Here is a 26,525-nt window from a genome sequence, read left to right as displayed (position 1 = left end):
TCAGTTAACGGTTAGCAGCCGGCAGTTTAAGCAAGCGCATTACGTATCCAAACTGCCAACTGATAACTGCCAACTGATAACTGCCAACTGATAACTGATAACTGATAACTGATAACTGATAACTGGATTTTATGTTTCATTATTTCGACTACGAAGAACCGGTTTTCCGACCACCCTCCGAAGCCCGGTCGCTGATCCTGCAGATTACCGTTGGCTGCAGTCAAAATAATTGTACCTTTTGCGGCATGTACAAGATGAAGTCTTTTCGCTGCCGCAAGGTCGAAGAGATCGCCGCCGATATCGAGGCGGTGCCGGCAGAACATCGCCTGCATGTTCAGCGTATCTTCCTCGCCGATGGCGACGCCCTGATCTATCCGCAGACCGGCCTGCTGTCGATCCTCGAACTTCTCGGGGAGAAATTCCCACGGCTGGCCCGGGTCGGAATTTATGCCTCGCCGAACAGCCTCAACAACAAGTCGGTCGAGGATCTCCGGGCCTTGCGTGAAAGGAAGTTTCGGATTCTTTATTTCGGTCTTGAAAGTGGCGATGATCAAACCCTGAGCAACATTCGCAAGGGCTTCACTGCCGGAGAGATGCTTGGTCAATGCCGCAAGGCCCAGGCGGCTGGGCTGAAACTGTCGGTTACCGCCATCCTCGGCCTGGCCGGCCGCGAGAGAAGCGCCGAGCATGCCGCCGCTACGGCAGCGTGGATCAGTGACCTCTCTCCGGAATACTTCTCCCTGTTGACCCTTTTCATGCGTCACAACGAAGGGTTCTTCAGCGGAATCACCCGCCAGACCCAGGGCGAGATACTGGAAGAGGCGCTGGCAATTGTCCAGGGACTGAATCCACACAAAACAATTTTGCGATCAAATCATGCCTCTAATTTTCTCAACCTGGCCGGCAGCTATCCGAAAGATCGCGAGCGCCTGATCGGTGATGTACAGCAGGCTATCGAGCAGGCGCGGAAATATCCTGACTGGTATAACCAGGTGCCCGCTTACTCTGAAGAGTACTATTAATTCCGGCCGAATAAAGCAAACTCCAGGCGATCATAACTTAAGTTTTTGTAGAATAGTCTTCATTATCCTGATGAATATTCTACAAAATAGTCACTGATTCCTCTCTATTCAGTTCCAAGTCACTGAAAATACGTGTTTTTTGTTTTGGCACGCCTGATGCTATTTCTATTGTACAAGTTATAATATTTAATCGGTACCGAAGGAAGCGCAGCTTTGATCATGCTAAAGATAAAACAGGTCCTGCTGGTGACAGCTATTTTTTGTCTGGGGTCAACATCCCTGACGCTCCCTGTTGCCGGTGCCGGCGAACTGGAAACGCTCATAGCTGACGCACTTGCTGGAAACCCGGCGCTGCTGGCAGCCAGGGATCAACAGACGAGCGCCGGGTATCAAGCTGAAGCGGCCGGCACTTTGGCCGACCCGGTCATCTCTTTTTCCTTTTCCAATTACCCGGTCGATTCCTTCGCCGCAGATGTCACGCCGATGACCGGCAACGAGCTTCGCCTGGCGCAGAAACTGCCGTTCCCGGGCAAGTTAAATGCAAAAAAAGAATCGGCCGTGCAAAATGAAGAGTGGCAAAAAGGGCTCTATGAGGAGTCGCGCCTGGAGCTCGTTAAAAAAATCAAGACCGCCTATTACCGGCTCTACGCAATTGATCGGTCACTGGCGACGGTCGAGAGCAACCTGGGGCTGCTTGATAATATTTCCCGGCTGGCTGAAACCCGCTACCAGGTCGGCAAGGGGAGCCAGGCGAATGTGCTGACGGTTCACCTTGAACGGACCCGCCAGCGCGATCGACTGATCCAGCTTGAGCAGAAGCGGGTGACTGAGCAGGGTCGGCTCAATCAAATGGCCAGCCGGCCGCTTGACGCGCCAATCACCACACCGCAAAAGATCGAGGTCAAAGCCGTTGAGGTCCCTCTTGCCTCACTGCAGGCCGAGGCTGAAAATAACCGACCGCTTTTTGCCGCCTGGGCAGCCCGCATTGAACAGGCCAAGCAGCAAAGAGAGCTGGCCCGTCTCGACTACCGGCCGGATATGACCCTCTGGGCCGGATATCGGTTCCGCGATGACAATCTGCCGGACCAGGGGACCGACTTTGTCAGCGCCGGCATCAGCTTCAATCTGCCGATCAATCGCTCCAGCCGGGCTGCCACCGTCTCGGCAAGCGAGTCTATGCTGAATCAGGTCTATAATCAGTTTGCCGATTTTCGCACCCGGACCGCCTACCAGATTGACGACTCGTATCAGGCCGCCATGCGGACCTTTGATCTTTATCAGCTTTACCTGACCGGGATCGTTCCCCAGGCCCGCCAGGTTTATGCGGCAACGATGTCCTCTTATCAGGTCGGGCAAAGTGATTTTACCGATCTTCTCAGTTCATTGATCACCCTCGACAAGTACCAGACCGAACAGCACCGGGCCGTGAGCAGTTACCTGCAGGCAATAGCGCGTCTTGAAGCGGCCAGCGGAACCCCGATTAGTGTGGTTCGCAATGAATAGATAACCCCGGAGAAGAGATGATGAAGACGTTCCGATATGTTGCCTCAGCCGTGATGATGGCAGTAATTGTCGCAGCTTCGCCGATGGCAATTCAGCTTGGCGACCACCGGCATGACGGCTGGCTCTCGGCAGCCCACGCCGCGGAGAAATACACCTGCGGCATGCACCCGATGATCGTCGTTGACGAGCCGGGGGATTGTCCGATCTGCGGCATGGCGTTGACCCCGCTCAAGGCGAGCGATACGTCCGCAGCGGAGACCCCGGCCGAGCGCAAAATAAAATACTGGGTAGCGCCGATGGATCCGACCTTTATTCGCGATGAGCCGGGCAAGTCACCGATGGGGATGGACCTGGTTCCGGTTTATGAAGACCAGGCAACCGGCGGAACGATCATCACTATCGATCCGGTGACCTCGCAGAACATGGGGATCAGAACCGGCAAGGTCGAGCGGCGGACCCTGCAGCGGACAATCAAGACGGTCGGCAATGTCGATTACATGGAGCCGAAACAGTACACGGTCAACACCAAGATCAATGGCTGGGTCGAAAATCTTTATGTCGATGAAACCGGACAGCAGGTCAAAAAGGGACAGAAACTGCTCGAAATCTACAGCCCGGAACTGGTGACGGCCCAGGAGGAATACCTGCTGGCCCTGGCCAATTTACAAGGTGTTCGGAACAGCCCGTTCCCCGAAATCGTCGACGGCGCCCGGCGCCTGCTTGATGCGTCACGCAACCGACTCAAATACTGGGATGTCAGTGATCGGCAGATCAAAACCCTGGAGGAAGATGGCAAGGCCAGTCGTACCCTGGCAATTCATTCCCCCTACAAGGGAATTGTGACTCGCAAGAATGTTGAAAGCGGCATGTATGTGAAGGGTGGTATGGAGCTGTTCAAGATTGCCGATATCTCGCGGGTCTGGATTAATGCCGATATTTATGAGTACGAACTCCCCTGGGTCAGGGTCGGCCAGGCGGTCGACATCACCCTGCCTTTTGTCGGCGGCAAAACCCTGCACGGCAAAATTTCATATATCTATCCCTATGTCGAAACAAAGACCCGGACCGTAACGGCGCGGATTGAGCTTGCTAATAAAGATCGCGAACTGAAGCCGGATATGTTCGTCAATGTCCGGATTCAGTCGGACGCCGTGGTTGATGCCTTGAGCATTCCGGCCGAGGCGGTTCTCCATTCCGGCGAAAAACAGACAGTCTTTGTCGCCCTCGCAGGCGGCAAGTTTGAACCGCGTCAGGTCAAAACCGGTGTTCAGGATGAAGATGGATATATCGAGATCGTGCAAGGCGTGTTTGAAGGTGAACGGGTAGTCACCAGCGCCCAGTTCATGCTCGATTCGGAGAGCAAGCTGCGTGAAGCAATCGCCAAGATGCTGGAGCCGGAAAAAGCTGCTACGGAGGCAGACGGATCGGCCGATGAGAATCTTGACGATCTGTTCGGTGATGAGCCGAAAAAGGACGAGAACCTCGACGATCTGTTCAAGTAGATCGATAACTTGAGATTGTTCAGCCTTAACCAGAGAAAACAACAATGCTTGAAAAGATCATAGACTGGTCGATAAAAAACAAGTTCATGGTGGTCCTGCTGACCTTTTTCGCCATCGTTGGCGGCATCTACTCGGTCAGTCAGACCCCGATCGACGCCATCCCCGACCTCTCGGATGTTCAGGTGATCGTCTTCACCGAGTATCCGGGCCAGGCGCCGCAGGTGGTTGAGGACCAGGTGACCTATCCACTGACGACCCAGATGCTGGCGGTGCCGGGGGCCAAGGTAGTGCGTGGCTACTCTTTTTTCGGGCTCTCTTTTGTCTATATCATCTTCGAAGATGGTACCGACCTCTACTGGGCGCGCTCAAGGGTACTCGAGTATCTGAACTACGCGGCCGGCAAACTACCGAACGGAGTGACTCCGGCTCTTGGTCCGGACGCGACCGGCGTAGGCTGGGTCTACGAATATGTACTTGAAAGTGATCAGCACGACCTGCAGCAGCTTCGGTCGATTAAGGACTGGTTCCTGCGCTATGAGTTAACCTCTGTTGAAGGTGTTTCCGAGGTTGCTTCGATTGGCGGCTATGTCAAGCAGTACCAGGTCGAGGTTGATCCGGACCGACTGCTCGCTTACCATATCACCATTCCACAGATCCGGAAGGCAATCCAGCGCTCTAATAACGATGTCGGCGGTCGTCTGGTCGAAATGGCTGAAACCGAGTTCATGGTGCGCGGACTCGGCTATATCCAGTCGATCGAAGACCTTGAGAATACGGTTGTCGGCGCTGACCGAAAGGGGACACCGATCCTCATTCGCGACCTCGCCCAGGTCAGTATCGGCCCGGAGTTGCGCCGTGGTCTGGCCGAGCTCGACGGCAAAGGGGAGGCCGTCGGCGGTGTTATCGTTATGCGGTTTGGCGAGAACGCTTTAAAGACTATCGAGAACGTAAAGAAGAAGCTGCTCGAGCTGCAGGCCGGTCTGCCGGAAGGGGTGACCGTCAAAACGGTTTACGATCGTTCCGGCCTGATCGAGCGAGCGGTCGATACCCTCAGCGAGAAACTGATTGAAGAGAGTATTATTGTCGCTATTGTCACCGCGCTTTTCCTCTTCCATCTTTCGAGCTCTCTGGTTGCGATCTTCACCCTGCCGGTGGCGATTCTGATTGCTTTCATGATCATGCACATGCAGGGGATCAATGCCAACATCATGAGCCTCGGCGGTATCGCCATTGCCATCGGCGCGATGATCGATGCCGCCATCATCATGATCGAGAATGCCCATAAGCATCTCGAGCGTGACCGGGGAAAGCTGCCGCACTGGCAGATTATTTCGAATGCGGCGCGCGAGGTCGGTCCGGCTCTCTTTTATTCGCTGCTGGTCATTACCGTTTCCTTTTTCCCGGTGTTCACCCTCGGCGAACAGTCGGGCCGGCTGTTCAAGCCGCTCGCCTATACCAAGACCTATGCCATGGCGGCGGCAGCGATTCTGTCGATTACCATCGTGCCGGTTCTGATGGGCTGGTTTATCCGCGGCAGGATTCCGGATGAAGAGAAGAACCCGATCAACCGATTGCTCATCCGTTCGTACCATCCCATCGTCGATTTCGTGCTCAAGTGGCGCTGGCCGGTGCTGGTTGCCGCACTGTTGATCACCCTGACCTCGATCTATCCGCTCAAAAAAATGGGCTCCGAGTTCATGCCGCCTCTCTACGAGGGCGACCTGCTTTACATGCCGACGACCCTGCCGGGCATCTCGATCACCAAGGCGAAGGAGCTGTTGCAACAGACCGACCGGATTATCGGCCAGTTCCCTGAGGTCGAGCGGGTGTTCGGCAAGGTCGGTCGTGCCGAAACGGCGACCGACCCGGCGCCGCTGTCGATGATCGAGACGACGATTATGCTCAAGCCGGAAGACCAATGGCGAAAGCTGCCGCGTGATCGTTTCTATTCCTCCTGGCCGGAATTTCTCCAGGTGCCGTTCCGCTGGGTCTGGCCCGACATGACGACGATCAGCGTTGAGGAGCTGAAGACCGAACTCAACGAAGCGATCAAGTTCCCGGGTCTGACCAACGCCTGGACGATGCCGATCAAGACCCGGATTGATATGCTCTCGACCGGCATCAAGACTCCGGTCGGGATCAAGATCATGGGCGATGACCTGGAAACGTTGTCGCAGATCGGCGAAGAGGTCGAGGCGATCGTCCGCGACATCCCCGGTACCCTGAGCGCCTTCTCCGAGCGGGTGGTCGGCGGTAATTATCTTGATTACGAGATCGATCGCCAAGCGGTCGCCCGCTACGGCTTGACCGTTGGCAGCGTCCAGGAAATTATCATGTCGGCGGTTGGCGGCATGAACGTCACGCAGACGGTCGAGGGGCTTGAGCGTTATCCCGTCAATGTCCGTTATCAACGTGATTACCGCAACGATCTGCAGTCGCTGCGGCGTATCCTGGTGCCGCTGCCGAACGGCAAGCATATTCCGATTTCCCAGGTTGCTGATATCCGGATCAAGAAGGGTCCGCCGGGAATCAAAAGTGAGAACGCCCGGCAGACGGCATGGGTCTACGTCGATCTGCGCGGGATTGATGTCGGCACCTATGTTGAAAACGCCAAAAAGGTTATTGCGGAAAAAATTACGTTACCGGCCGGCTATAATATTATCTGGAGCGGCCAGTACGAATATATGCAGCAGGCAGCAAAAAAGCTTAAGCTGGTGATCCCGCTTACTCTGCTGATCATCTTCGTTATTATCTACATGAACACCAAGTCGATCATCAAAACGGCAATCATCTTTGTCGCCCTGCCGCTTTCGCTGGTCGGCTGTTTCTGGTTCCTCTACCTGCTCGGCTATAACCTTTCGGTTGCAGTCTGGGTCGGTGTGATTGCACTGGCCGGCATTTCGGCCGAAACCGGCGTGGTGATGCTGCTCTATCTCGACCTGGCATATGACCGCTGGAAAAAAGAGGGGCGGATGAATAACCTCGGCGACCTGGTTGATGCGATCCATTTCGGCGCAGTCAAGCGCATCCGGCCGAAGGTCATGACGATCGCAGTTATCATCGCCGGCCTGCTCCCGATCATGTGGTCGCACGGCGCCGGCGCCGATGTGATGAAACGGATTGCTGCTCCGATGATCGGAGGTGTCATCACCTCGGGCCTGATGGAACTGCTGGTATTCCCGGTGATCTACTTTATGTGGCGCGGGTTGACTCTCGATAAATCAAGGATTCCGACTGCAGGAGATTACACGGATGGATAATAACAAGATAAGCCAACCAACAACGAAGGAGTAAAGAGAAATGAAAAAAATCATGTTAATAGCAGTCTCGATCATGTTTGTGCTGACCCCGGTTGCGCTCATGGCAATGAGCCACGAAAAGCATGATATGCACAAAGATCATAAGATGGACCATGACAAGATGGACCATGACAAGATGGACCATGACAAGATGGACCATGACAAGATGGACCATGACAAGATGGACCACGGAATGCATGGCGGCATGGAGATGCTCGGCTCGGAGGTCAGGGATGGCGTCAAGGCGACTCTGAAAGCCAAGGATACCCGTGAAGCAATGGCAAAAATGGGAATGGACCACACACATCACCTGATGGTCTTTTTTGCCAATGAAAAAAGTGGTGATGCGATTAAAAAAGGGACTGTTGCGGTCAAGGTGGTCAATCCCGATGAAACAGAAAGCAAGCCGATCAAAATGATGGGCATGGCTGATGCTTTTGGCGCCGATGTATCCCTGCAGCAGAAAGGCATGTACCATTTATATGTTGGTACCAAACTCGCAGACGGCAAGAAGCGAAAGTACCATTTCAAGATGGATGTAAAATAGCTTTTAGGATGTTATTCATGAAAAGGCTGCCGGTTGGCAGCCTTTTCATGGTTCATCGCATTTTTACAGGGAATTGAGTGGTGCGTACTCAAATTTCGCCACACCTTTTAACCGCACCCGAAAGCAAAAACCAAAGGTCGCCGGTATCGCCCGCCTGATGATCAGGTTCCCTCACTGCGCAGATTCCAATTCGTCAGTCACTGGCGTTACCTGAACGCCGGATTGAAATCCGCTCGCTCGGCGGTCTTACATATAAGACAGCTGTAAGTTTTAAGCTGTCAGCTGTCAGAGAAAATCAGGAAAAGTCTCAATACTTTAAAAGCAAAGCTCTTGACTCACCCGTGGAGCTCTTGAGGTCGCTTCCGCCAGCGCGATCACTGAACCGCAGCCCAACCGCAACCGCCACGGAGACGTTACGCGTTTGCCTCAAGGCAAACTCCCCGGCAGCACAATTGAACAGAAAAAATTTAACCCGCACGAAAAAGCCTCCGGCAAGGGAGCCGTTTTCTGCATACTCTTTTATGGCTCAATAAAAGAGTATGGCGGAGTGCGCGGCCGCGACCGCGCGGTTTTCATGCCTTCTGCCTTCAGGGGGGACACTTCCCTGGACTTCGGGTAGTGTCCCCGTCCAACCCAAAGGTCGCCGGTCTCGCCCGGAATGCTCCTTACTTTTCTTACTTGTCCAAGAAAAGTAAGCAAAAGAAAGATACCCCAGCTCACCCGCCTGATGATCAGGTTCCCTCACTACGCAAATTTTAATCCGTCAGTCACTTGCGTTACCTGAACGACGGATTAAAATCAGCTCGCTCGGCGGTTTCACATGGGGCCCCGGTAGAGAAATGGGAACAGGCAAAGACAAAAGTGTTGTCATTCCTGACTCCGATCGGGAATCCATTGTTGCCTTTGACTCACCCCCGTTGCTCTTGAGGTCGCTTCCGCCAGCGCGAGCACTGAACCGCAGCCCAACCGCAACCGCCACGGAGACATTCCGCGTTTGCCTCGAGGCAAACTCCCCGGCAGCAAAGTTGAACAGAAACAATTCAGACCGCAAAAAAAGCCCCCTGCAAGGGAGCCGTTTTCTGCATACTCTTTTATGGCTCAATAAAATGAGTATGGCGGAGTGCGCGGCCGCGACCGCGCGGTTCTTCCTGTCTTCAGTCTTCAGGGGGGACATTTCCCTGGACTTCGGGTAGTGTCCCCGTCCAACCCAAAGGTCGCCGGTCTCGCCCGGAATGCTCCTTACTTTTCTTGGCTGTCCTGAGCCAGCTGAAGGGGGAGTCTAATGCTGTATTCACTCTAATCTGCGCAGAACCTATTTTATTTCAATCGCCGCTCGCCTGGCGGCTTGCTTCCTGGCTCAAATAGTCAGTCATTTCCTCTGCCGGTACCGGTCGATTGAAGTGGAAACCCTGAATGAAATCGCACCCCTGGAACTGGAGGAAGCTGCGTTGCCGCTCCGTCTCAACCCCTTCGGCGACAACCTTCAGGCCAAGATTGTGGGCTGTGGCGATGATCGAGCGGATGATCGCAGTATCCTTCGGATCATTGGTGATATCCCTTACGAACGAGTGGTCGATGTTCAGTCTCCTCAGTGGTAGATACTGCAGTTGTGCCAGCGAGGAAAAGCCGGACCCGAAACTGTCAATTGCAATCTTGACACCGATGGCAGCCAGATCATTCAGGACACGCTGAACCTGTTCGAAATTGCCGCGAACGGCGCCTTCGGTGACCTCGATCTGGAGATATTCGGGTTCAAGATGCGCAGCTGCAAGAGCCTCCCGGACGATATCGGGCAGGTTGAGCTGGATCAACTGGCGGTGCGAAACGTTGACCGAAATTGCGATCGGTGGCAGGCCGAGATTGATCCATTCGCGGTTCTGCTGGCAGGCAGATCGAATGACCCATTCCCCGATCGGCACGATCAATCCGGTTTCCTCGGCAATATCAAGGAAGTCATCGGGGGCCAACAGACCTTTTTCCGGATGTTGCCAGCGGAGCAGGGCCTCGGCACCGAAGACTTGTCCTGACTCAAGCTCGATCTGTTCCTGGAAGCGTAATGTGAACTCTTCTTTTTGAATCGCTTTTCTCAGGGCCGATTCAGTCTCCAGCCGCCAGAGAAGTTTCTGATTCATTTCTTCGGAGAAAAATTGATAGGCATTTCGGCCATGTTCCTTGGCCTGGTACATTGCAAGGTCGGCGTTACGGATCAGGGTTTCGGTGTCGGCTCCGTCATCCGGGTAAAGGCAGATGCCGATACTGGTGGATGTGAATATTTCACGGTCCTTTATCTTGAATGGCGAGGTCAGTGACTGCAGAATTTTACGGGCAAGATTTGAAACGTCGCTGATCCTTTTGATGTTCGGCAGAAGAACGACGAATTCGTCACCGCCGAGCCGGGCAACAGTGTCGGTTTTACGCATGCAGTTGGTCAGTCGTTCTGAAACCGCGATCAGTAATTCGTCACCTGCCGAATGGCCGAGGCTGTCGTTGATCACCTTGAAATGATCGAGATCGAGAAACATTACAGCCAGACTCTCTTTTTCGCGGCGCGCCCAGTCAAGGGCGTAGTGGAGTCGGTCACTCAGGAGCAGGCGGTTCGGCAGGTTGGTCAGGCTGTCAAAGTAAGCGAGCTTCTCTATTTCCTTCTCTGCGTGCTTGAGTTCGGTGATTGGGGAATGGCTGACAATGACTTTCATCTGGTTATTGCTGGTGAAGATGCTGGCCCTGAACAGGAACCAGCTCGTCCGACTGTCGATGACACAGGGGATTTCCAGGGAGAATTCGACCATGGTCCCTTCAATCACTGCCCTGATCCCGCGTGCCATCGCCTCGACCTCATTATTATTGCTACGGCCAGCGGCATCACAGAGTTCAAGGTAGTTGTCGCCTTCAAGCGATCGGTGGGGAGTCTGGTAGCTTACACGGGCAAATTCCCGCCAGGCTTTGTTGACAGTCAGGATCTTGCCGCTTCGATCGAGAATGGCGATGTGCTCCGGCAGGGCATCGAGGATTTCCCGGGAGAATTGTTCTCCTTCAAACAGGGGATGTATGTTGCTCTGCCTGGTTGATTGATTCTGCCAGAATTGAAGCATGTAGGGGCGTTCATTTAATCCCTTGATCGGGATGTGGCGAACATTGAAATCGGTTGCAAGAGGAGACTTTTGCCGTGACTCGGATATTTGTTGTTCGAAAACGGCCTCGGCCGGACAGCTCTCGCAGGGAATGTTTCTCTTGAAAACCGCCTGATGACAGGTTTTACAGGGCGATTTGGAAAAGGTCTTGTTAAAGGCGGGGTTGCTGTAGCGGATAACCAGGGAATCGTCAACGATGCAAATGGGTGTAGGGATGGCATCGAGCACTTTGAAAAACATCTTTTGCTCGGGTAGAATCTGTTGGCTAACCAGTCGCATTTCCCTGTTTCCCCCCATGCGATCATACCGAAACGTGCCGTACCAGTAAGTTACCTTCTCTTCGACTATACAGCTCTCCTACGGAAACACAATAGAATAAATTTTCATTATTTCCGCCGAAAAGTCGGTTAAAAGGGGAAAAACAGGGGTATCGTCAGTGATGCGATAACCCAGATCAGAAGATTGAGCGGTGTTCCGACCTTGATGTAATCGACAAATCGGTATCCGCCGGGACCCATCACCAGGGCGTTGGACTGATGGCTGATCGGCGTCATGAAACAGGCTGATGCAGCGATGGCGACAGCCATGAAAAAAGGCTTCGGGCTGACCGCCAGGTCGATTGCCGTGTTGTAGGCAATCGGAGCGACCAGTACCGCCGCCGCCGCATGGCTCATGATTTCGGTCAGGGTGAAGGTCATCAGGAAAACGGCGGCCAGTACGACCCATGGACCGTAGGGCCCGAATGTTACGATGATTTTCTCTGCCAGGAAATGGGCCGCTCCGCTCTTTTCCATGGCGATGCCGAGCGGGAGCGTACCGGCGATCAGGACGAGGATCTCCCAGTTGACGGTATTGTAGATTTCCCGTGCGCGCAGACAACGGCTGAGAACCATCAGCAGGGCGCCGAGACTGGCCGAGAGCATGATCGGCAGGATACCGCCGGCCGCGAGGATAATCACACCAAGCAGAATGATGATAGCGAGGGGCGCTTTTTCCGGTCGATAGGTGGACGGGGTTACATCTCCCATCAGTAAAAAACCGTGATTGTTGCCAATATGAATAGCCTGCTCTCTCTGGCCCTGCAGCAGCAGGACATCGCCGAACTGCAGGATAACATGATCAACCTTGCGCACGACCGGCGCTCCCTTGCGCCAGATCGCCAGAACAGTCATGCCATAGGTTTCGGAAAAGTGCACCTCGCTCAAGGTCTTCCCGGCGACCTCGCTGTTGGGTGAGAGCGCCGCTTCGATAACGATCATCGAGGAGTCGTCACTCTGGTTGATGTCCGGGTTGTCCTGCTCGGCGACGATGGTGAGCCCCTTGCCGCCGCGGGCCTTTAGAATCGCCTCGGGGTCGCCTTCCAGGAACAGGGTGTCGCCGGCGTAAATCTTGCGATTTCGGTGCGGGAACGGATATTTTTTCCGGCCTCGCAAAATAGCCCGAATGTTCAAACCGTACTTCTCATGAAGCCCGCACTGGCTGATCCGCTTGCCGTCGAGTTGAGAGTCCTCGAGAACCTTGGCTTCAGTGACATACTCTTTGACCTGGTAGGCCTCGGTCAAAGTGCCTGACTTGCGGTTTGGCAGAATAAATCGGCCGACGAATCCCATGTAAAGGATGCCAATTGCGAGGATGATCAGCCCAACCGGAGAGAAATCGAACATGGAAAAGTCCTCGCCGGTGTATTCGGTCATCAGGGCATTGATCAGGATGTTGGGCGGCGTGCCGATGAGGGTGCAGATTCCTCCCATCAAAGAACCGAACGCCAGCGGAATCAATAGTTTCGATGGGCTGATTCCGCTCCGCTGCCCCATGGAGACCACCAGCGGCATCATCATGGCGGCCGTACCTATGTTGTTGATAAAAGCTGAAAAGAAAGCGGCGGTCAGCATGATCGCAACAATCATCCTGAACTCGCTTTTGCCGGAATAGCGAATAAGCCGCTCACCAACAGGGCCAAGAGCGCCGGTGTTGGTGAGCCCGGCGCTGATAATGAACATGGCGGCGACTGTGATAACAGCTGGATTGCTAAAACCTGAAAAAGCTTCTTCGGCAGTGACCAGGCCGGTCAAGGCAAGCGAGAGCAGAACCATCAGGCTGACCAGGTCCATCCTGATCCACTCAGTCGCAAAGAGGATAAGGGCAATCAGAAGGATTACAAGGACGAGTGTGATTTCCATGAATCAGGATCCGGAGAATTTGAGTAGTTGTTATATTCGTAGTCTAATCGAGTGACCGGAACCTGGCAAGTTAAACGATTCAGTTGCTTACGGAATGTTATTTTGAATTAAAAAAGGGTCCCCGACAGGAGACCCTGAAAATGAACCGGAGGAGACGCCCCCGAAAAAATCAGAATGCTCAGCCAAACCCCGAACCGGAGGGTGTCGGGCAATTGGTCCCTGTCCCTCCGGCTGGCGCTGACGTCATCGAAACGACTCTTGTCGCCTTTCTGTCACACGAGGGGCAGGTAATCTGTTCAGCCGGTTGAGCCTGGATCTTTTCAATCTTCTGCCCGCAGTCATCACAGAGATATTCGAATATCGGCATAATAAACTCCTTTCAGTAGATAAGGAAAGTTATATATATTATAAATCGAATTATTTCAATGTTTTTTTTAAAAATAATCGGGTGATGTAACTTGTTGAAATCATGTGTTTCCATATAGACATCTGGTTGGATTGGGGCCGATGTCGAATGCTTTTAACGTGATGTTGCGATACTGTTTTGGCAAACAGAGGGCAGCACTGAGGCTGCCGAAAGGAGGACGAAATGAGAATCCTTATCACCCTGATGTTTGTTGCGACGGTTTTGATTATAGCTCCATCCATGGCCAATGCTGACGGTCGTGATCATTATTACCAAAAAAGCCATGACGATCGAAATTATGAAAGAAGTCGGCATTATGTCGCCGACCGGCGGGACCGGGTTCAGCAGCACCGTGGCGAAAAGTATTGGAAAAACAGAGCCCACCGCGACGAAAAAAAATGGAAGAAACACAGAAAGCATCGGTACGCTGCGCATCGTCGACATAATTCGGACCGTATTGTTTACAGTGCCCCTGTCCGGCAGGTTATTGTTCGGGACCCCTTTCTCCTGATGCCGCTACGGCGTTTCGCTATCGGAACACCATCGGTCAGCGTCCACCTTTCGTGGTAGTACCTGATAGTTTTTCCTTGCGGGGGTCACAAAAAGTGACCCCTTTTTATTTGAATGCATTCAGGGTCAGGCAAGTTGCTCTCTTCCGAGAGGCCTTTCCCCGGCAATCAGTTTTTATATAGTGATTTGAAACAGGATAATGATGAGGGGCGATTATTGTTTCAGGTCAAACTCTTTGACGACAGCTTCCGGGTTGTCGGCAAAGCCGATTGCGCCAATGCAGGCGTAGTGTTGACAACCGGACATGCGGAGTTCTGCAACCTTTTCCGGAGTGATGCCGCCGAGGCCAAAAACCGGGATTTGCGCTTCCGCACAGGCTTGCTTCAGTTTCTCCAGACCGGGAGGTTGGCCGTATCCTGCTTTTGACGGGGTTGGGTAGACCGGCCCAAAAGTGACAAAATCAGCTCCTTGCTTTTCAGCAAGAATGATCTCGTCTATAGTGTGTGTTGAAACACCGATCAATCGGTTTGCACCGAGAATTTTTTTCGCCCTGGAAACGGGCGGGTTACTGCTCGGCAGGTGGATGCCGTCGGCACCCGCAGCCTGCGCTGTTTCAAGGCAACTGTTAATGATCAGTCTGGCCCCGTAGCGGTCCGTCAGCTCCCGCATTCGCATGGCCAGAGGGAGCAACTCTTCAGACTGTAGATCCTTCTCCCGGAGCTGGACCGCTCTGACCCCGCCGCGCAAAGCGGCTTCAACCTGGCTGAAAAGATTCTTCCCCTTCGGCAGGTTGAGCCGATCGGTAATCAAATAGAGATTGAAGTCGACTTTTGACATGGAAATCCGGGACGATGTTGGCCACTAAGACACCAAGGCTCAAAGTAAAGCTAAATCTTTTTCCAACGCAAAGGCCCAAGGTGCAAAGAAGAACAAAAGAAAGATTATTTTTTAGAGTCTTTAAACAAAAGCAATTTTTTAAAGGTTCTCTTTGCGACATTGCGTCTTTGCGTTAAAAACTTTTTTTGTGACTTCGTGTCTAAAAAAAGACAGTTATTCAAACCGTCTCGTCAGTCAGAAAAGCAACATCCCAATCCTTCCAGACCGGGTCGTAACCTCTTTCGCGCAGGAGTTGTTCAATTTCAGACGGAGTCCGGTCATCATCGATGGCAAACTGTTGTGTACTCTGATCATCTTCCGCGTAACCGCCGGGGGCGGTGCAGGAACCGGCGCTCATCTGGGTAATGCCGAGCGGCAGCAGGTTGTTGCGCAACTCGGCACTCTCCCGGGTCGAGAGCACCAGGCCCGAATCATGCATCAGCAGCCGCATGGCGCAGATCAGCTGTACCAGGTTTTTGTCGGAGACCGGGTTGGGCGGTGGCATGCTCCCTTCGGCCGGGCGCATCCGCGGAAACGAAATGCTGATCTGGCTACGCCAGTAATGTCTCGCCAGCCAGGACGCATGCAGGCCGGTGAAGAAGGCTTCGGTGCGGAAGTTCCCGAGGCCCTGCAGGAAGCCGATACCGATGCGACGCAGTCCGGCGGCGCCACCCCGTTCCGGGGTCAGCAGCCGGAAGTCGTAATCACGCTTTTTGCCGAAAGGGTGCAGTTCAGCGTAGAGGTCTCGGTCATAGGTTTCCTGGTAGATGGTCAGACCGTCAACCCCGGCAGCGACCATTTGTCGGTAGCCTTTCTCTTCCATCGGATAGACTTCGATCGAAATCGAGCTAAACAGCGGCTTGATCCGTTCGGCGACAGATGCGAGAAGGTCGTTGTCGACCTTGCCGGGGTGCTCACCGGTGACCAGCAGAATGTGGCGGAAACCTTGCTCGTGCAAAATTCGGGCGTCGCGCTCAATCTCATCGAGCGTCAGGGTCCGGCGCGGCACCTGGTTGGAAGCGTTGAAGCCGCAGTAGAGACAGCCGTTGGTGCACTCGTTCGAGATATAAAGCGGCGCGTAAAGGAGGATGGTCTTGCCGAAACGCTGCTCGGTGATGCGATGCGCCCTGGCGGCCATCGCTTCGAGGTGATCCTCGGCGGCCGGCGCCAGCAGCGCCTTGAAATCTTCCATCGTCAGCCGCTCAAGCGTCAGGGCGCGCTCAACATCCTGGGAGGATTTGCCTTCGATCTCCGTCAGTAGCTGATGCGGGTCGTATTTATTTATAATGTCAACAAAGCTCATATTTTTCTAAAATCTTCTTTCAACGCAGAGACGCAGAGACGCAGAGATGGAGAGAAACAACAACTGATTTTTTAGGTTTTTGAACCTCTCCACTTCTGCGGCTCTCCGTTAAAAACGGGTTTTGTCTATTCCGTATTTCTGAGGAATCCGGTTAGTGGACTTGACGCTTCAGCCTGGTCCTTCTGTTCGCCAAGTCCGGCGAGGAAGGCTTCACGGCCGGCTTCGACCCCTTTTTTGAAGGCGGCCCCCATCGCTCCGGAATCGCGGGCGACGGCAAAGGCGGTGTTGACCAGCACGGCGTCGGCGCCCATCTCCATCGCTTCGGCAGCGTGCGAGGGCGCGCCGAGGCCGGCATCGACGACCACCGGCACGGTCGCCTGCTCGATGATGATGGCGATACTGTCGCGGGTCTTGACCCCCTTGTTGGTACCGATCGGCGCGCCGAGCGGCATCACCGTAGCGGTTCCGGCTTCCTGCAAGTGCTTGGCAAGGATCGGATCGGCGTTGATGTAGGGCAGGACAATGAAACCGTCCTTGACCAGAATCTCGGCCGCTTTAAGGGTCTCGATCGGGTCGGGCAACAGGTAGTAGGGGTCGGGGGTGACTTCGAGTTTGACCCACGGCTCACAGCCGGCGGCGCGGGCCAGACGGGCAAGGCGGACCGCTTCGTCGGCATTGCGGGCGCCGCTGGTGTTCGGCAGCAGCAGGTACTTTTCGCGGTCGATATGACTCAGCATGCTGTCGTCCGGATTGTCGATATCGACCCGGCGCAGGGCGACCGTCACAATTTCGCAACCCGACTGTTCCATAGCGGCGACCATCGCCGCGTTGCTCGGAAACTTGCCGGTCCCGACCATCAGTCGGGAGGTGAATTCGCGATCTGCTATCTTCAGTTTGTCCATTTCATAAATCCTTAAATTCCTTTTGCCACCAAGGCACCTAGAGCACCAAGAAGTTCAAAGTCTATCATTATCGCAGAGACGCAGAGGGGGAGAGTCGCAGAGAAAAAAACAATTCATTCATTTCTCTCTCCACCTCTCCGTTAAAGAATTCAGTGTTTTACCCCCCGCCGACGAACTGGACGATCTCCAGCGTATCACCTGCCGCGAGAGCTATCCTGTCAAATTCGTCTTTCGGGACGACTTCGAGGTTGCGTTCAACCGCGACCCGAGCCGGATCAAGTTTAAGCTGCTCAAGCAGCTGGCCGATTGTGGTGCCGCTGGCAACCTGGTGCTGCTTGCTGTTTACTGCTATTTCCATTTTCTAGGGCTCCTCGTTCAAGATCAGCCGCAAGACCGCGTTAGCCTGGTGGTGGGCAGCTACGCCGACCCGGGGGGCCATCAGGCCGCGGCCCGGCTCGGCCGCGGTTTCACCATCGCCGACCAGGTAGAAATTATTCCCGGCCTTGCGCGTGGTCACCGAGTTGGCGGTTTCATGGCCGGCCAGTCCGGATGCGGCGACCAGAGGCACGTCGGGTGAGCAGTTGCGAAAGGTCTCGACCAGCATCGCTTTTTGATCAGCGGCATCGAACGCTTCAATCATGACATAAACCCCGGCAAAGACCTGCGGGATGTTCTCCCGGTCAAGCCGGCCGAAGAAAGTGGCGGCCTGCACGTAGGGATTGATCCGTTTCAGGTTTTCTTTCAAGGCATCGACTTTCGGCAGGCCGATTTGATCAATGAAATATTGCTGGCGGTTGAGGTTCGACGGCTCGACAACATCGAAATCGGCGAGGATCAACCGGCCGATTCCCGAACGGGCCAGCGCGATGGCCAGCGCCGAGCCGAGCCCGCCGACCCCGGCAATGCCGACCGTGGCGGCCTTCAGCTTTTCGTGCACGTCCGGCGTATGGCGCGAAACCAGCAGCGCCTCCATCTCTTCGGCTGACGGCTTTTCTCCCCGCCTGATCAGGACGATCCGGTCGCCGGCGGCAATCGGAACATCCTCTTTGACCGGGTGGCCGTTTTGAATCAGCACATCGGCGTCGGCCTTGTACCGGTCACGCAACTGGTGCAATGTTGTTTCGGCCGAAATATCTATTTTTTGTTCATTCAGGTTGATCTGCATAGCTTTGATTTTCCGCAAAACAAAAAAAGACCGCAGCAGGCGGCCCGTTTCCGGTACATCCATCGCCGCTTCCCTACGCCGGTATGATCCGGATCAGGTTCAAAGGGTCGCCTCGGCTATAACAAGGCTCTCAGTGCTTCACTCCCCTAGGGCAATCATTTCTGTTTTGCACCGCTAAACTAGCAGTTGGCTTTGTTTGAAGTCAATGTTTTTTCCGGTTTCCATTGGCGTTCTTGCGGAGTTTCGATTATCATGTCGGCTTGCAGGGTCTGCCCCTGAAATTTTCCGAGGAGTTTCATCCGATATGTCCATTTCCGATCGCTACCGTTCCCTGTCAGAAGAAGTCAGAATCTTCGCTTCCATACAAAAGAAACGAATTGGTGAAGACGCCGAAGCTTCCTTGAAAGCAGCCGCAAGATCGTTGAAAAAAGCAGACAAGATTCTGGATGAGTTGAAAGAAAGTGTTGGTGAAATTCCGAGAATCAGCCTTGAATTTAAGCTAACCCCGATTCTACTCAAGGCGCACAATACCCTCGATCGCTCCCGGCTCGATTTCATCGATGCCGGCGATGAGAAAACCGCATCCGAGGTCTGGATGTTGCAGCAGACAATCTATCGATTGCTCAATGACTTGTAGGGGTCAGATCTTCACATTTGACAAAAAAACTTTGCAATCAGACTGACCCATAATTTGATAGTCAATTTCAAGCTAATCAAGAAACTATCGTCCCCGCTGCGATGGTCCTGAAAAATTTATAAATACAACTCTAAATACAACTCGACTGTCAAATGTGAAGATCTGACCCCGGTAACTCTAAATGTGAAGATCTGACCCCGGTAACTCTATTCGATAACACCCTTCTGTATAAGTTTTGTACGCAAACGTTCGAGCCGCTTTCTGTTTACACCGAAATCGGAGTAACCGACCTGCGCGGCCGAGCGAACAGCAATGATTCCTTCTCCCGGGCGTAAATGTAATTCGAGATCGTCGACGAAACCGAACACAGCACTGCGGCACTTGGCATGCAGGTAATCGTCTTCGGCTGTAACAATCTTTGTCCGTGGTAATGCTGCGACAAGATCCTGCGTTGTCCGCCAGGCCTCAACAGGCGGGACTGCCAGTCGGAATGGTTGAATATGATGATCATTGTCAACTGCATCACTTGAGACGCAGTTCGGCGAGGAGGGGCACACTGCCAGTTTTAAATTGTCTACACCGAGAGCCATCACGGGGTTGCCTCCTGAGCATGAGATTGTGAAAAGAGAGAGAAGGAGAGTCACGCTAAAGATTAACATGCGATTGCAAATCATCGTAAGATTCCTGTCGCCAAAAGGCTTGCCCAAGCGGGACGCTGGCCGTTTATTGCTGAGCAGGTGGATAAGTTAAATAAAGATACTCTCCAGGGTAACCAGCCCATCTGTTCTTTGGAATCTATTTTACCATGCTTAATTAGGCGCAAAAAGCCTCATTTTTTGCGGAGTTCGGCAGGGAACTGTCTGGAATGTGGTATGCTCAAAACTATAAACGAACGGTTTGATATCATGTCTCGGATTACAAAAACATTCTGGTTTTTTTTCGTGGCCCTGCTCGTTTTCGCGTTGACCGGTTGCGGCGGGAGTAATAGCCGGGTGACAGTCGTTGGTCCCGGCCTGGTCGGGATCGACGACCGTCCGGCGACCGCAACCCCGCCGATTCTGATTGTCGATTATACTCTGCCTGGCGATCCTTTTACCGTTCTGACTGCTTCAATTATCAGTGATCAGCCGGTGAATGGAGACATTGCCTACGACCCGATTTTCGGGTCATATACGATCACCCAGGGTCCGGAGACTCTTTTGTTCGGTTTCGACAGCCGCGACCCGAATTTTTCCGAGTATCGGGCTTTCATGGATTTTCCGCTTGATGGCTCAACCGGTCAGGCGGCGATTCCACTCGATGCCGTAATCGAACAGGCAACACTGACGATCTTTATCGATTTTGTTGAATTTAATATCCGGGTCCCGGTGCTGCTAGACCTTGTCAGTTTCGATATTTCCGGCCTCGTCCCAGCTGATTTCGATGCACCGTTTTTTGCCTCTACGGCGTTCGATCTATTGGTCACGGATACCGCCCGCGACGTGACCATTGATGTAACCGGATTGATGGACGAAGCCCAGTTTCAGGGGCTAGACGATTTCCAGGTGCGTTTTCTTTTGGGACCATAGTCCATAAAAGAAAAACGATTCTTTTTCTCAATGGTTAAAAGCCGCTCGGCTCTTTTTTCTTAGGCTTTGCCGACAGCTTCGCGCCAGCGCTTTAGCATCTCTTTCTTTTTGGCTTCGTCAATCTCCGGCGCGAAACGTCTCTCCTCGCTCCAGTGCTGACGGATCTGCTCGAGATTATCCCAGAAGCCGACCGCCAGGCCGGCCAGCATGGCGGCGCCAAGGGCGGTGGTTTCAACCGTTTCCGGGCGCACTACCGGCACCGTGAGCAGATCGGACTGCATCTGCATCAGCAGGTTGTTGGCGGCGGCGCCGCCGTCGACCTTGAACGTATGAAGCACTGCGCCCCGATCATCGTTCATCGCTTCGACCAGGTCGTGGATCTGCAGGGCAATCCCTTCCAGGGTCGCCCGGGCGAGGTGGGCCGAGGTCACCCCACGGGTCAGGCCGACGATCACGCCGCGTGCTTCGGCGTTCCAGTGCGGTGCCCCGAGGCCGGTCAGGGCCGGCACGAAAATCACGCCGCCGCTGTCCGGCACCGAGGCGGCCAGCGCTTCGATTTCCTCTGAATGCTTGATGATGCCGAGTCCGTCGCGCAGCCACTGAACAGCGGCCCCGGCGATGAAGGCGCTGCCTTCGAGGGCATAGTGGGTCTGGTCGCCGATCTGCCAGGCGACGGTGGTCAGCAATCCCTTGTGGCTCGGGACCGGTGAGGTTCCGGTGTTGACCAGAAGGAAGGCGCCGGTGCCGTAGGTGCACTTCCCCTCGCCGTTGTCGAAACAGGCCTGGCCGAACAAGGCGGCCTGCTGGTCACCGGCCATGCCGGCCACCGGGATGCCATCCGGCAGGAAATCGAGACCGCAGGTTTCCGCGTAGATTTCCGACGAAGGGCGGATATCGGGCAGGATCTCTTCGGGGACATCGAGATGTTTTAACAGCTCTTCATCCCATTCGAGGGTGTTGATATTCATCATCAATGTTCTCGAGGCATTGGAGACGTCGGTGACGTGGGCTTTGCCGTTGCTCAGGCGCCAGACGAGAAAGCTGTCGATCGTGCCGAAGGCGATTTCTCCATTGTTCGCCCTGTCGCGCAGGCCGTTATTATTGTCGATCAACCAGCGGGCTTTTGTTCCCGAGAAGTAGGGATCGAGGACCAGACCGGTTTTACGCCGGAACAGTGTTTCGAGCCCTTTTTCCTTGAGTTCCCGACAGAAACCGCTGGTCCGGCGGCATTGCCAGACAATAGCATTGGCCTCCGGTGCACCGGTTTTTTTGTCCCAGAGCAGGGTGGTCTCCCGTTGGTTGGTGATGCCGATTGCTGCAATGTCGGCCGGCACGATGCCGGTTTTTTCAAGGACCGCTTTTATGGCGGCGCATACCGAACTCCAGATTTCTTCCGGGTCATGCTCGACCCATCCCGGTTGCGGAAAATGCTGCGGAAAATCAACCGTCTCTTTGCCGGTAATGGCGAGGTTGTGATCAATTATCAGTGCTGTCGAACCGGTTGTCCTCTGATCAATCGCCAATAAATAGCGTCCCATTCGATCTCTCCCTTTACGTGGCATGGTTGTTGCTGATATAAGGATCTGGTTTTAAATCAGGTCGAGTAGTAAAACCTATTATAACGGAGCATTTCGCGATCATGCACAAAAAGCTTGAACATATTTTTTACGAAGTCCGGGATCCGATCCTTGACTGGGATGATATCGGCGGCTACGCCGATGTCAAGGAGACCCTCAAAGAGATGGTCTGCCTGCCGCTGAAAAAGCCGGAGCAGATCAAGCAGCACGGGCTCGGCATCCCGGCCGGCGTCATGATGTGGGGGCCGCTCGGCACCGGCATCACCATGCTGGCCGAGGCCTGCGCCAGGGAGGCCGGCGTCACCTTTGTCTACATCTCCGGGCAGGAGATGCTCGGCAAAGGGCCGGAACTGGTCGAGGCGTTTGATCTCGCTATTCACGAAGCGCCCTGCGTTCTTTTTATCTCCGATTGCGAGTGGCTTTGTCCGCGCGCCGGCTGTGATTATGAATGGAGTCCCGGCAACTTGCGGGCGGTGCCGCCAACCTTCGCCGACAAGGATCTGTCGAAACTCTTTATCGAGCAGGTCGACCGGATCAACCAGGTCGAGAATGTCATGCTGCTCGGTTCCTGCTACCGGATTGATACGGTTGACCAGGCGCTGATCAAGGAGAAGAAACGTTTTAACCGCAAGGTTTTTGTCCATCCGCCGAAGGCTGTGGACCGGCGCGGCATGCTCGATATATATATGGACCAGATGCCTAATCTGCAGCCGGGGATCGACCGCGACAAACTGGCTGAAGCAGCCGAAGGTTATGTCGGCTGGGACATCGAATCGCTCTGCAAGCGGGCCACCGTCAACGCGATCAAGGAAGATGCCGAGATCGTCACCCAGGCGCATTTCGAAAAAGCGCTGAAGGAAGTACGGCAGTTCCTGACACCGGATATGACAAAGAAATATCTCGAGATCAGGGAGACTGACTGTCCGCATCATTACGAATTTTAACTTTTGGAGTGGTTCTTTTACGTCAACTTTTTGTTGCGCTGCGCTCTGTCGTGCTTGACGTAGATACTGACTACGCCTGCGCGGCCATCGCTGACGCGCCTCAATTTGCCGCAAAATTACCCGCTCCTTGAGATTTGGCGCTAAAAACATTCGCTCTTTTTTGGTTTTTCTTTAAACCTTTACTCGGTTTATTCTTACTTAGTGACTTTGCGCCTTTGCGTTAAACACGATTTTGACTTTCTTTGTGCTCTCCGTGTGCTCTGTGGTTGGAACTTGTTTATGATTGAAGTCCCCGAAATATTCGCCCGCATCTACGAGAAGCACGGGCACCGCTGTCCGATGAGCACCCTCGGCGGCCGGCTCGGTCTTGCCGCCATGGCGCTGCCGCAGCTCGACAGGGAGAGCCTGCGCGGCGTCTACCATTCCCGGACCTGCGCCCTCGACTGGATCGCTCTGACGATCGGTTGCAGTGAAGAGGACGGCAACCTGGCGGTGACGGCCGAGGGGCGTCATTGCCTCGAGCTTTATGATGACGCCGGCAACGGTGTCGTTCTCAGTCTCAACGAAAACGCCATGCAGATCGCCGGCGATTATCGTCGCCTGAGCCATGAGCTTGAGCAGGGATGGGACGGTCTGACTGAGGAGGAGCGGAGCGCACGCGATACTCGCCGGGAAGCTGCACTTGATGCCCTGTTGCCGGGATTGTGGCAGGCCGCCGATGCCGATCTGATTACTGTCCGGGTCGGTGCAATCGACAAGAGAGACCCGAATGGCTGATTCCGTTTTCATGCAGATCATCACGGTCGTGCGGGATGAGATTGTGCGGATGTGGTGGTTTTTCCTCCTCTCGGTTATTCTTGTCGGGGTGATCAAGGGCTACAAGCTCGATCTCAAGATTCGCAATGCGGTCAACCGGGCCGGGATCTTCGGCGTTGTCGTTGCCGTCGCTGTCGGTATGGTTTCGCCGCTCTGTGCCTGCGGCATTCTGCCGGTTGCTATTTCACTGGCGATGATCGGAACGCCTCTGCCGCCATTACTGGCACTGCTCGCGACCTCTCCGATCATGGGGCCGGATGCCCTGGTGCTGACCTGGCGCGGACTTGGCGCCGACTGGGCGATAATGAAGCTGGTCGGGGCTGCTTTTGTTGGTCTCGGAACCGGTCTGGTTGCGTCGCTGCTCATCCGGAGCGGTTATCTCGCCGGTGACCTGTTGCGGCTCAAGCCGGTCTACAAGGAAGATGGCTCTCTGGCGCCGGCGGCCGAGATCGGCGCCGGGGCCGGCATCCGGGTCAAGTCGATGTCGATTACGCCGCGGGACAACCGGCTGCGGTTTATTTTTGACCGGAGCCTTGATGCCTTCCTGTTCGTCGGCAAGTTCCTGCTCTTGGCCATCGTCATAGAAGCGATTCTCGTCACCCTGGTGCCGATGTCATGGATCGTCGCCCTGGTCGGACAGGATAGCTTCCTGTCAATTATCATGGCTGCCCTCGTCGGGCTGCCGTTGCCGGTCAATCAGATCCCGGCGATTCCGATTCTGGCGGGACTATTGCAAAAGGGTATAGATCAGGGGGCGGCGCTGACATTCCTGATGGCCGGACCGGTTTCAAGCCTGCCGGCAATGATTGCCCTGACCGGCATGTTTCGGCCGCGGGTTGTCGGCGTTTTCCTGATGGCGACCCTCGGTTTATCAATGCTGCTTGGCTGGGCTTACCAGTTGATTTATTGATGGAGTTCTGACCACTGTTCCGAATCTGTTGACGACAATCTGCCAGATTTCATTGCAATCCTGGTATGAGAGGTTAGATTGTTAGAGCATATATTGTTAGTATTTATGGCGAGGGAACGATTTTATTGTTTAATGCAATTTTCCAGTTTAATATGATCTATAGATCTTTTTTTCGATGAAAAGGAGAATGAATATGTTTTTTAAATTCTTAATGGGTGGGTTGGGTCTTCTTTTGCTGGCCGGCACATCGTTTGCCGCCGATTTCACCGACATCTCGACCGCGGCCGGCGTCGCCGACGACGGTCTCGGCAAAGGTGTCGCCTTTGCCGATGTCAACAACGACGGCCTGGTCGACCTTTACGTCTCCAATAAGGGCGGCGCCAACAAGCTCTTCCTCAACAGCGGCAACGGCCGTTTCGAGGATATCACCGCCACCGCCGGTGCCGGCATCGATTACCCCGGCTTCGCCATGGGCAGCGTGTTCGGTGATTACGACAACGACGGCAACATCGATCTCTATCTCGCCACCGGCGGCCGCAACGAGATCGAAGCCAACCGCCTGTTCAAGGGCAACGGCGACGGCACTTTTGTCGACGTGACCAATGAAGCCGGCGTCGGCCTCAAGGCCTTCACCTACGGCGCCTCCTTCGCCGACTACGATGGCGACGGTTTTCTCGATATCTACTGCGCCAACTATGGCGTCGGCGCCAAGAACGTCCTCTATCGCAACAACGGCGACGGCACCTTCTCCGATGTTACCGAACTGGCCGGCGTCGGCGACCCCTCCTGGAGCTGGATGGGCGTCTGGAGTGATGTCGATAACGACGGTGATGTCGACCTCTACGTCGTCAACGGCCGCTACCCGGTCGGTGAAGCGAACCGCCTCTACCTGAACAACGGCGACGGCACCTTTGCCGAAGTCGCTAAACAGGCCGGCGTTGCCGACAAAAACTGGGGCCTCGGCGCCACCTTCGCCGATATCGACAACGACGGCGACCAGGACCTGTTCGTCTCCAACTATGTTGGTAAAAACAACCTCTACCTGAATAACGGCAACGGCACCTTCACCCAGGCCAGCGACAAGATGGCCGGCGCCCACGAAGGGTGGGGCAAAGGCCCGACCTTCGGCGATATCGATCACGACGGCGACGTCGACCTCTACGAAGGCGACTGTAAACTTGCCAACCAGCTCTACGTCAACGACGGTTCTGGCAACTTCGAAAACGTCGCCGGCGACCAGCCGCAGATCCAGTGCTCGACCGTCCGCACCAAAGGGACCGCCTTCGCCGATATCGACAACGACGGCGACCTCGACCTTTACGTCGTCAACTGGGGCGCCGCCAACAAGCTCTACCTGAACCAGCAGAACGACAGCAACTTCATCAAGGTCAAGGTCAGCGGCAAAGGCTCCGGCTACGGCGCCAAGGTCGAACTGAAGAAGAACGGTCAGACCGTCGCCACCCGCGAGATGAAATCAGCCGATGGTTTCTGTGCACAGAGTCCGAACGTCGCCCACTTCGGCGCCAGCGGCAGCTATGATGTGACCGTCACCTTCGCCGACGGCACCAGCAAGACCGCCAAGGCGAGCAGTGGCGAAACGATAACGATTAATCAATAAACTGGGACAGCCCCCATGCGGGGACAGTCCCTGACGTAACCGGGGACATTGCTTCAGCGGTGTCCCCACAGAGAATTCATCAAAGGAGAGTATTATGAAAAAGTACATG

General features: G+C 54.5%; 24 protein-coding genes and 1 riboswitch. Of the genes, 14 read left to right on the top strand and 10 right to left on the bottom strand.

Annotated elements, in window-relative coordinates:
- Positions 1-131: 131 nt before the first annotated feature.
- The 7 genes from C0623_02705 (at position 132) to C0623_02675 (ending at position 9,066) form a co-directional block, all read left to right on the top strand.
- Positions 132-1,022: a radical SAM protein gene (locus tag C0623_02705; protein ID PLY03122.1), complete on the top strand. Its 891-nt coding sequence runs from the start codon at positions 132-134 to the stop codon at positions 1,020-1,022.
- Positions 1,023-1,235: 213 nt separating this feature from the next.
- A complete protein-coding gene (locus C0623_02700) occupies positions 1,236-2,525 on the top strand; it encodes a hypothetical protein (protein PLY03121.1) in 1,290 nt (429 codons plus the stop codon).
- A gap of 17 nt (positions 2,526-2,542) precedes the next feature.
- Positions 2,543-4,027: an efflux RND transporter periplasmic adaptor subunit gene (locus tag C0623_02695; protein ID PLY03120.1), complete on the top strand. Its 1,485-nt coding sequence runs from the start codon at positions 2,543-2,545 to the stop codon at positions 4,025-4,027.
- 44 nt (positions 4,028-4,071) lie between these two features.
- Positions 4,072-7,287 (top strand): CusA/CzcA family heavy metal efflux RND transporter, encoded by a 3,216-nt coding sequence (locus C0623_02690; protein PLY03119.1) that lies wholly within the window; start codon positions 4,072-4,074, stop codon positions 7,285-7,287.
- Between the two features lie 40 nt (positions 7,288-7,327).
- Positions 7,328-7,873 (top strand): hypothetical protein, encoded by a 546-nt coding sequence (locus C0623_02685; protein ID PLY03118.1) that lies wholly within the window; start codon positions 7,328-7,330, stop codon positions 7,871-7,873.
- A gap of 421 nt (positions 7,874-8,294) precedes the next feature.
- The gene (locus tag C0623_02680) at positions 8,295-8,492 is read left to right on the top strand and encodes a hypothetical protein (GenBank protein PLY03117.1); all 198 of its coding nucleotides are present in this window, start codon (positions 8,295-8,297) and stop codon (positions 8,490-8,492) included.
- Positions 8,493-8,712: 220 nt separating this feature from the next.
- Positions 8,713-9,066, top strand: a complete 354-nt coding sequence (locus C0623_02675) for a hypothetical protein (protein ID PLY03116.1) — start codon at positions 8,713-8,715, stop codon at positions 9,064-9,066.
- Positions 9,067-9,195: 129 nt separating this feature from the next.
- Here C0623_02675 and C0623_02670 read toward each other — a convergent pair whose 3' ends face one another.
- The 3 genes from C0623_02670 to C0623_02660 all read right to left on the bottom strand — a co-directional run bounded on the left by C0623_02670 (position 9,196) and on the right by C0623_02660 (position 13,551).
- Complete coding sequence (locus C0623_02670; protein PLY03115.1) at positions 9,196-11,301, bottom strand: hypothetical protein; 2,106 nt, start codon at positions 11,299-11,301, stop codon at positions 9,196-9,198.
- 110 nt (positions 11,302-11,411) lie between these two features.
- Positions 11,412-13,184: a hypothetical protein gene (locus C0623_02665; GenBank protein PLY03114.1), complete on the bottom strand. Its 1,773-nt coding sequence runs from the start codon at positions 13,182-13,184 to the stop codon at positions 11,412-11,414.
- 178 nt (positions 13,185-13,362) lie between these two features.
- Positions 13,363-13,551, bottom strand: a complete 189-nt coding sequence (locus tag C0623_02660) for a zinc ribbon domain-containing protein (protein PLY03113.1) — start codon at positions 13,549-13,551, stop codon at positions 13,363-13,365.
- 222 nt (positions 13,552-13,773) lie between these two features.
- On the opposite strand from C0623_02660, the gene C0623_02655 reads away from it, so the two are divergent.
- Positions 13,774-14,160, top strand: coding sequence for a hypothetical protein (locus tag C0623_02655; protein ID PLY03112.1), 387 nt, complete (start codon positions 13,774-13,776; stop codon positions 14,158-14,160).
- A gap of 153 nt (positions 14,161-14,313) precedes the next feature.
- Here the strand turns inward: C0623_02655 and thiE are convergent, their stop codons facing one another.
- The 5 genes from thiE to thiF form a co-directional block, all read right to left on the bottom strand.
- Positions 14,314-14,937 carry a thiamine phosphate synthase gene (gene thiE / locus C0623_02650; GenBank protein PLY03111.1) on the bottom strand — a complete coding sequence of 208 codons (624 nt, stop codon included), beginning with the start codon at positions 14,935-14,937 and terminating at the stop codon, positions 14,314-14,316.
- Between the two features lie 217 nt (positions 14,938-15,154).
- Positions 15,155-16,279 (bottom strand): 2-iminoacetate synthase ThiH, encoded by a 1,125-nt coding sequence (locus C0623_02645; protein PLY03110.1) that lies wholly within the window; start codon positions 16,277-16,279, stop codon positions 15,155-15,157.
- A 125-nt stretch (positions 16,280-16,404) separates the two neighbouring features.
- Complete coding sequence (locus tag C0623_02640; GenBank protein PLY03109.1) at positions 16,405-17,181, bottom strand: thiazole synthase; 777 nt, start codon at positions 17,179-17,181, stop codon at positions 16,405-16,407.
- A 157-nt stretch (positions 17,182-17,338) separates the two neighbouring features.
- Entirely contained in the window at positions 17,339-17,539 is a 201-nt protein-coding gene (gene thiS, locus C0623_02635) for a thiamine biosynthesis protein ThiS (protein ID PLY03108.1), read from the bottom strand.
- A 3-nt stretch (positions 17,540-17,542) separates the two neighbouring features.
- Positions 17,543-18,346, bottom strand: a complete 804-nt coding sequence (thiF, locus tag C0623_02630; GenBank protein PLY03131.1) for a thiamine biosynthesis protein ThiF — start codon at positions 18,344-18,346, stop codon at positions 17,543-17,545.
- Positions 18,347-18,399: 53 nt separating this feature from the next.
- Positions 18,400-18,504, bottom strand: a riboswitch (TPP riboswitch).
- Between the two features lie 146 nt (positions 18,505-18,650).
- Here thiF and C0623_02625 point away from each other — a divergent pair.
- A complete protein-coding gene (locus C0623_02625; GenBank protein PLY03107.1) occupies positions 18,651-18,983 on the top strand; it encodes a hypothetical protein in 333 nt (110 codons plus the stop codon).
- A 206-nt stretch (positions 18,984-19,189) separates the two neighbouring features.
- On the opposite strand, the gene C0623_02620 is transcribed toward C0623_02625, so the two are convergent.
- Positions 19,190-19,573 (bottom strand): DUF1499 domain-containing protein, encoded by a 384-nt coding sequence (locus tag C0623_02620; GenBank protein ID PLY03106.1) that lies wholly within the window; start codon positions 19,571-19,573, stop codon positions 19,190-19,192.
- Positions 19,574-19,855: 282 nt separating this feature from the next.
- On the opposite strand from C0623_02620, the gene C0623_02615 reads away from it, so the two are divergent.
- Complete coding sequence (locus C0623_02615; protein ID PLY03105.1) at positions 19,856-20,551, top strand: hypothetical protein; 696 nt, start codon at positions 19,856-19,858, stop codon at positions 20,549-20,551.
- A gap of 59 nt (positions 20,552-20,610) precedes the next feature.
- Here the strand turns inward: C0623_02615 and glpK are convergent, their stop codons facing one another.
- Complete coding sequence (gene glpK, locus C0623_02610; protein ID PLY03104.1) at positions 20,611-22,089, bottom strand: glycerol kinase; 1,479 nt, start codon at positions 22,087-22,089, stop codon at positions 20,611-20,613.
- A gap of 101 nt (positions 22,090-22,190) precedes the next feature.
- On the opposite strand from glpK, the gene C0623_02605 reads away from it, so the two are divergent.
- From C0623_02605 to C0623_02590, 4 genes are all read left to right on the top strand, one after another.
- Positions 22,191-23,072 carry a hypothetical protein gene (locus C0623_02605; GenBank protein PLY03103.1) on the top strand — a complete coding sequence of 294 codons (882 nt, stop codon included), beginning with the start codon at positions 22,191-22,193 and terminating at the stop codon, positions 23,070-23,072.
- Between the two features lie 279 nt (positions 23,073-23,351).
- The gene (locus tag C0623_02600) at positions 23,352-23,849 is read left to right on the top strand and encodes a hypothetical protein (protein ID PLY03102.1); all 498 of its coding nucleotides are present in this window, start codon (positions 23,352-23,354) and stop codon (positions 23,847-23,849) included.
- On the top strand, positions 23,842-24,798 hold the full coding sequence (locus C0623_02595; protein ID PLY03101.1) for a hypothetical protein: 957 nt from the start codon (positions 23,842-23,844) through the stop codon (positions 24,796-24,798). The genes C0623_02600 and C0623_02595 overlap by 8 nt, the downstream gene beginning before the upstream one ends.
- Before the next feature lie 175 nt (positions 24,799-24,973).
- Positions 24,974-26,416, top strand: a complete 1,443-nt coding sequence (locus C0623_02590) for a hypothetical protein (protein ID PLY03100.1) — start codon at positions 24,974-24,976, stop codon at positions 26,414-26,416.
- The last annotated feature ends 109 nt before the right edge of the window (positions 26,417-26,525 follow it).

Origin of the sequence: Desulfuromonas sp., from assembly GCA_002869615.1 — a bacterium.
Lineage (GTDB): Bacteria > Desulfobacterota > Desulfuromonadia > Desulfuromonadales > UBA2294 > BM707.
Note: the sequence above shows the minus strand (reverse complement) of the source record. Positions and strands in the feature narration are given on the sequence as shown.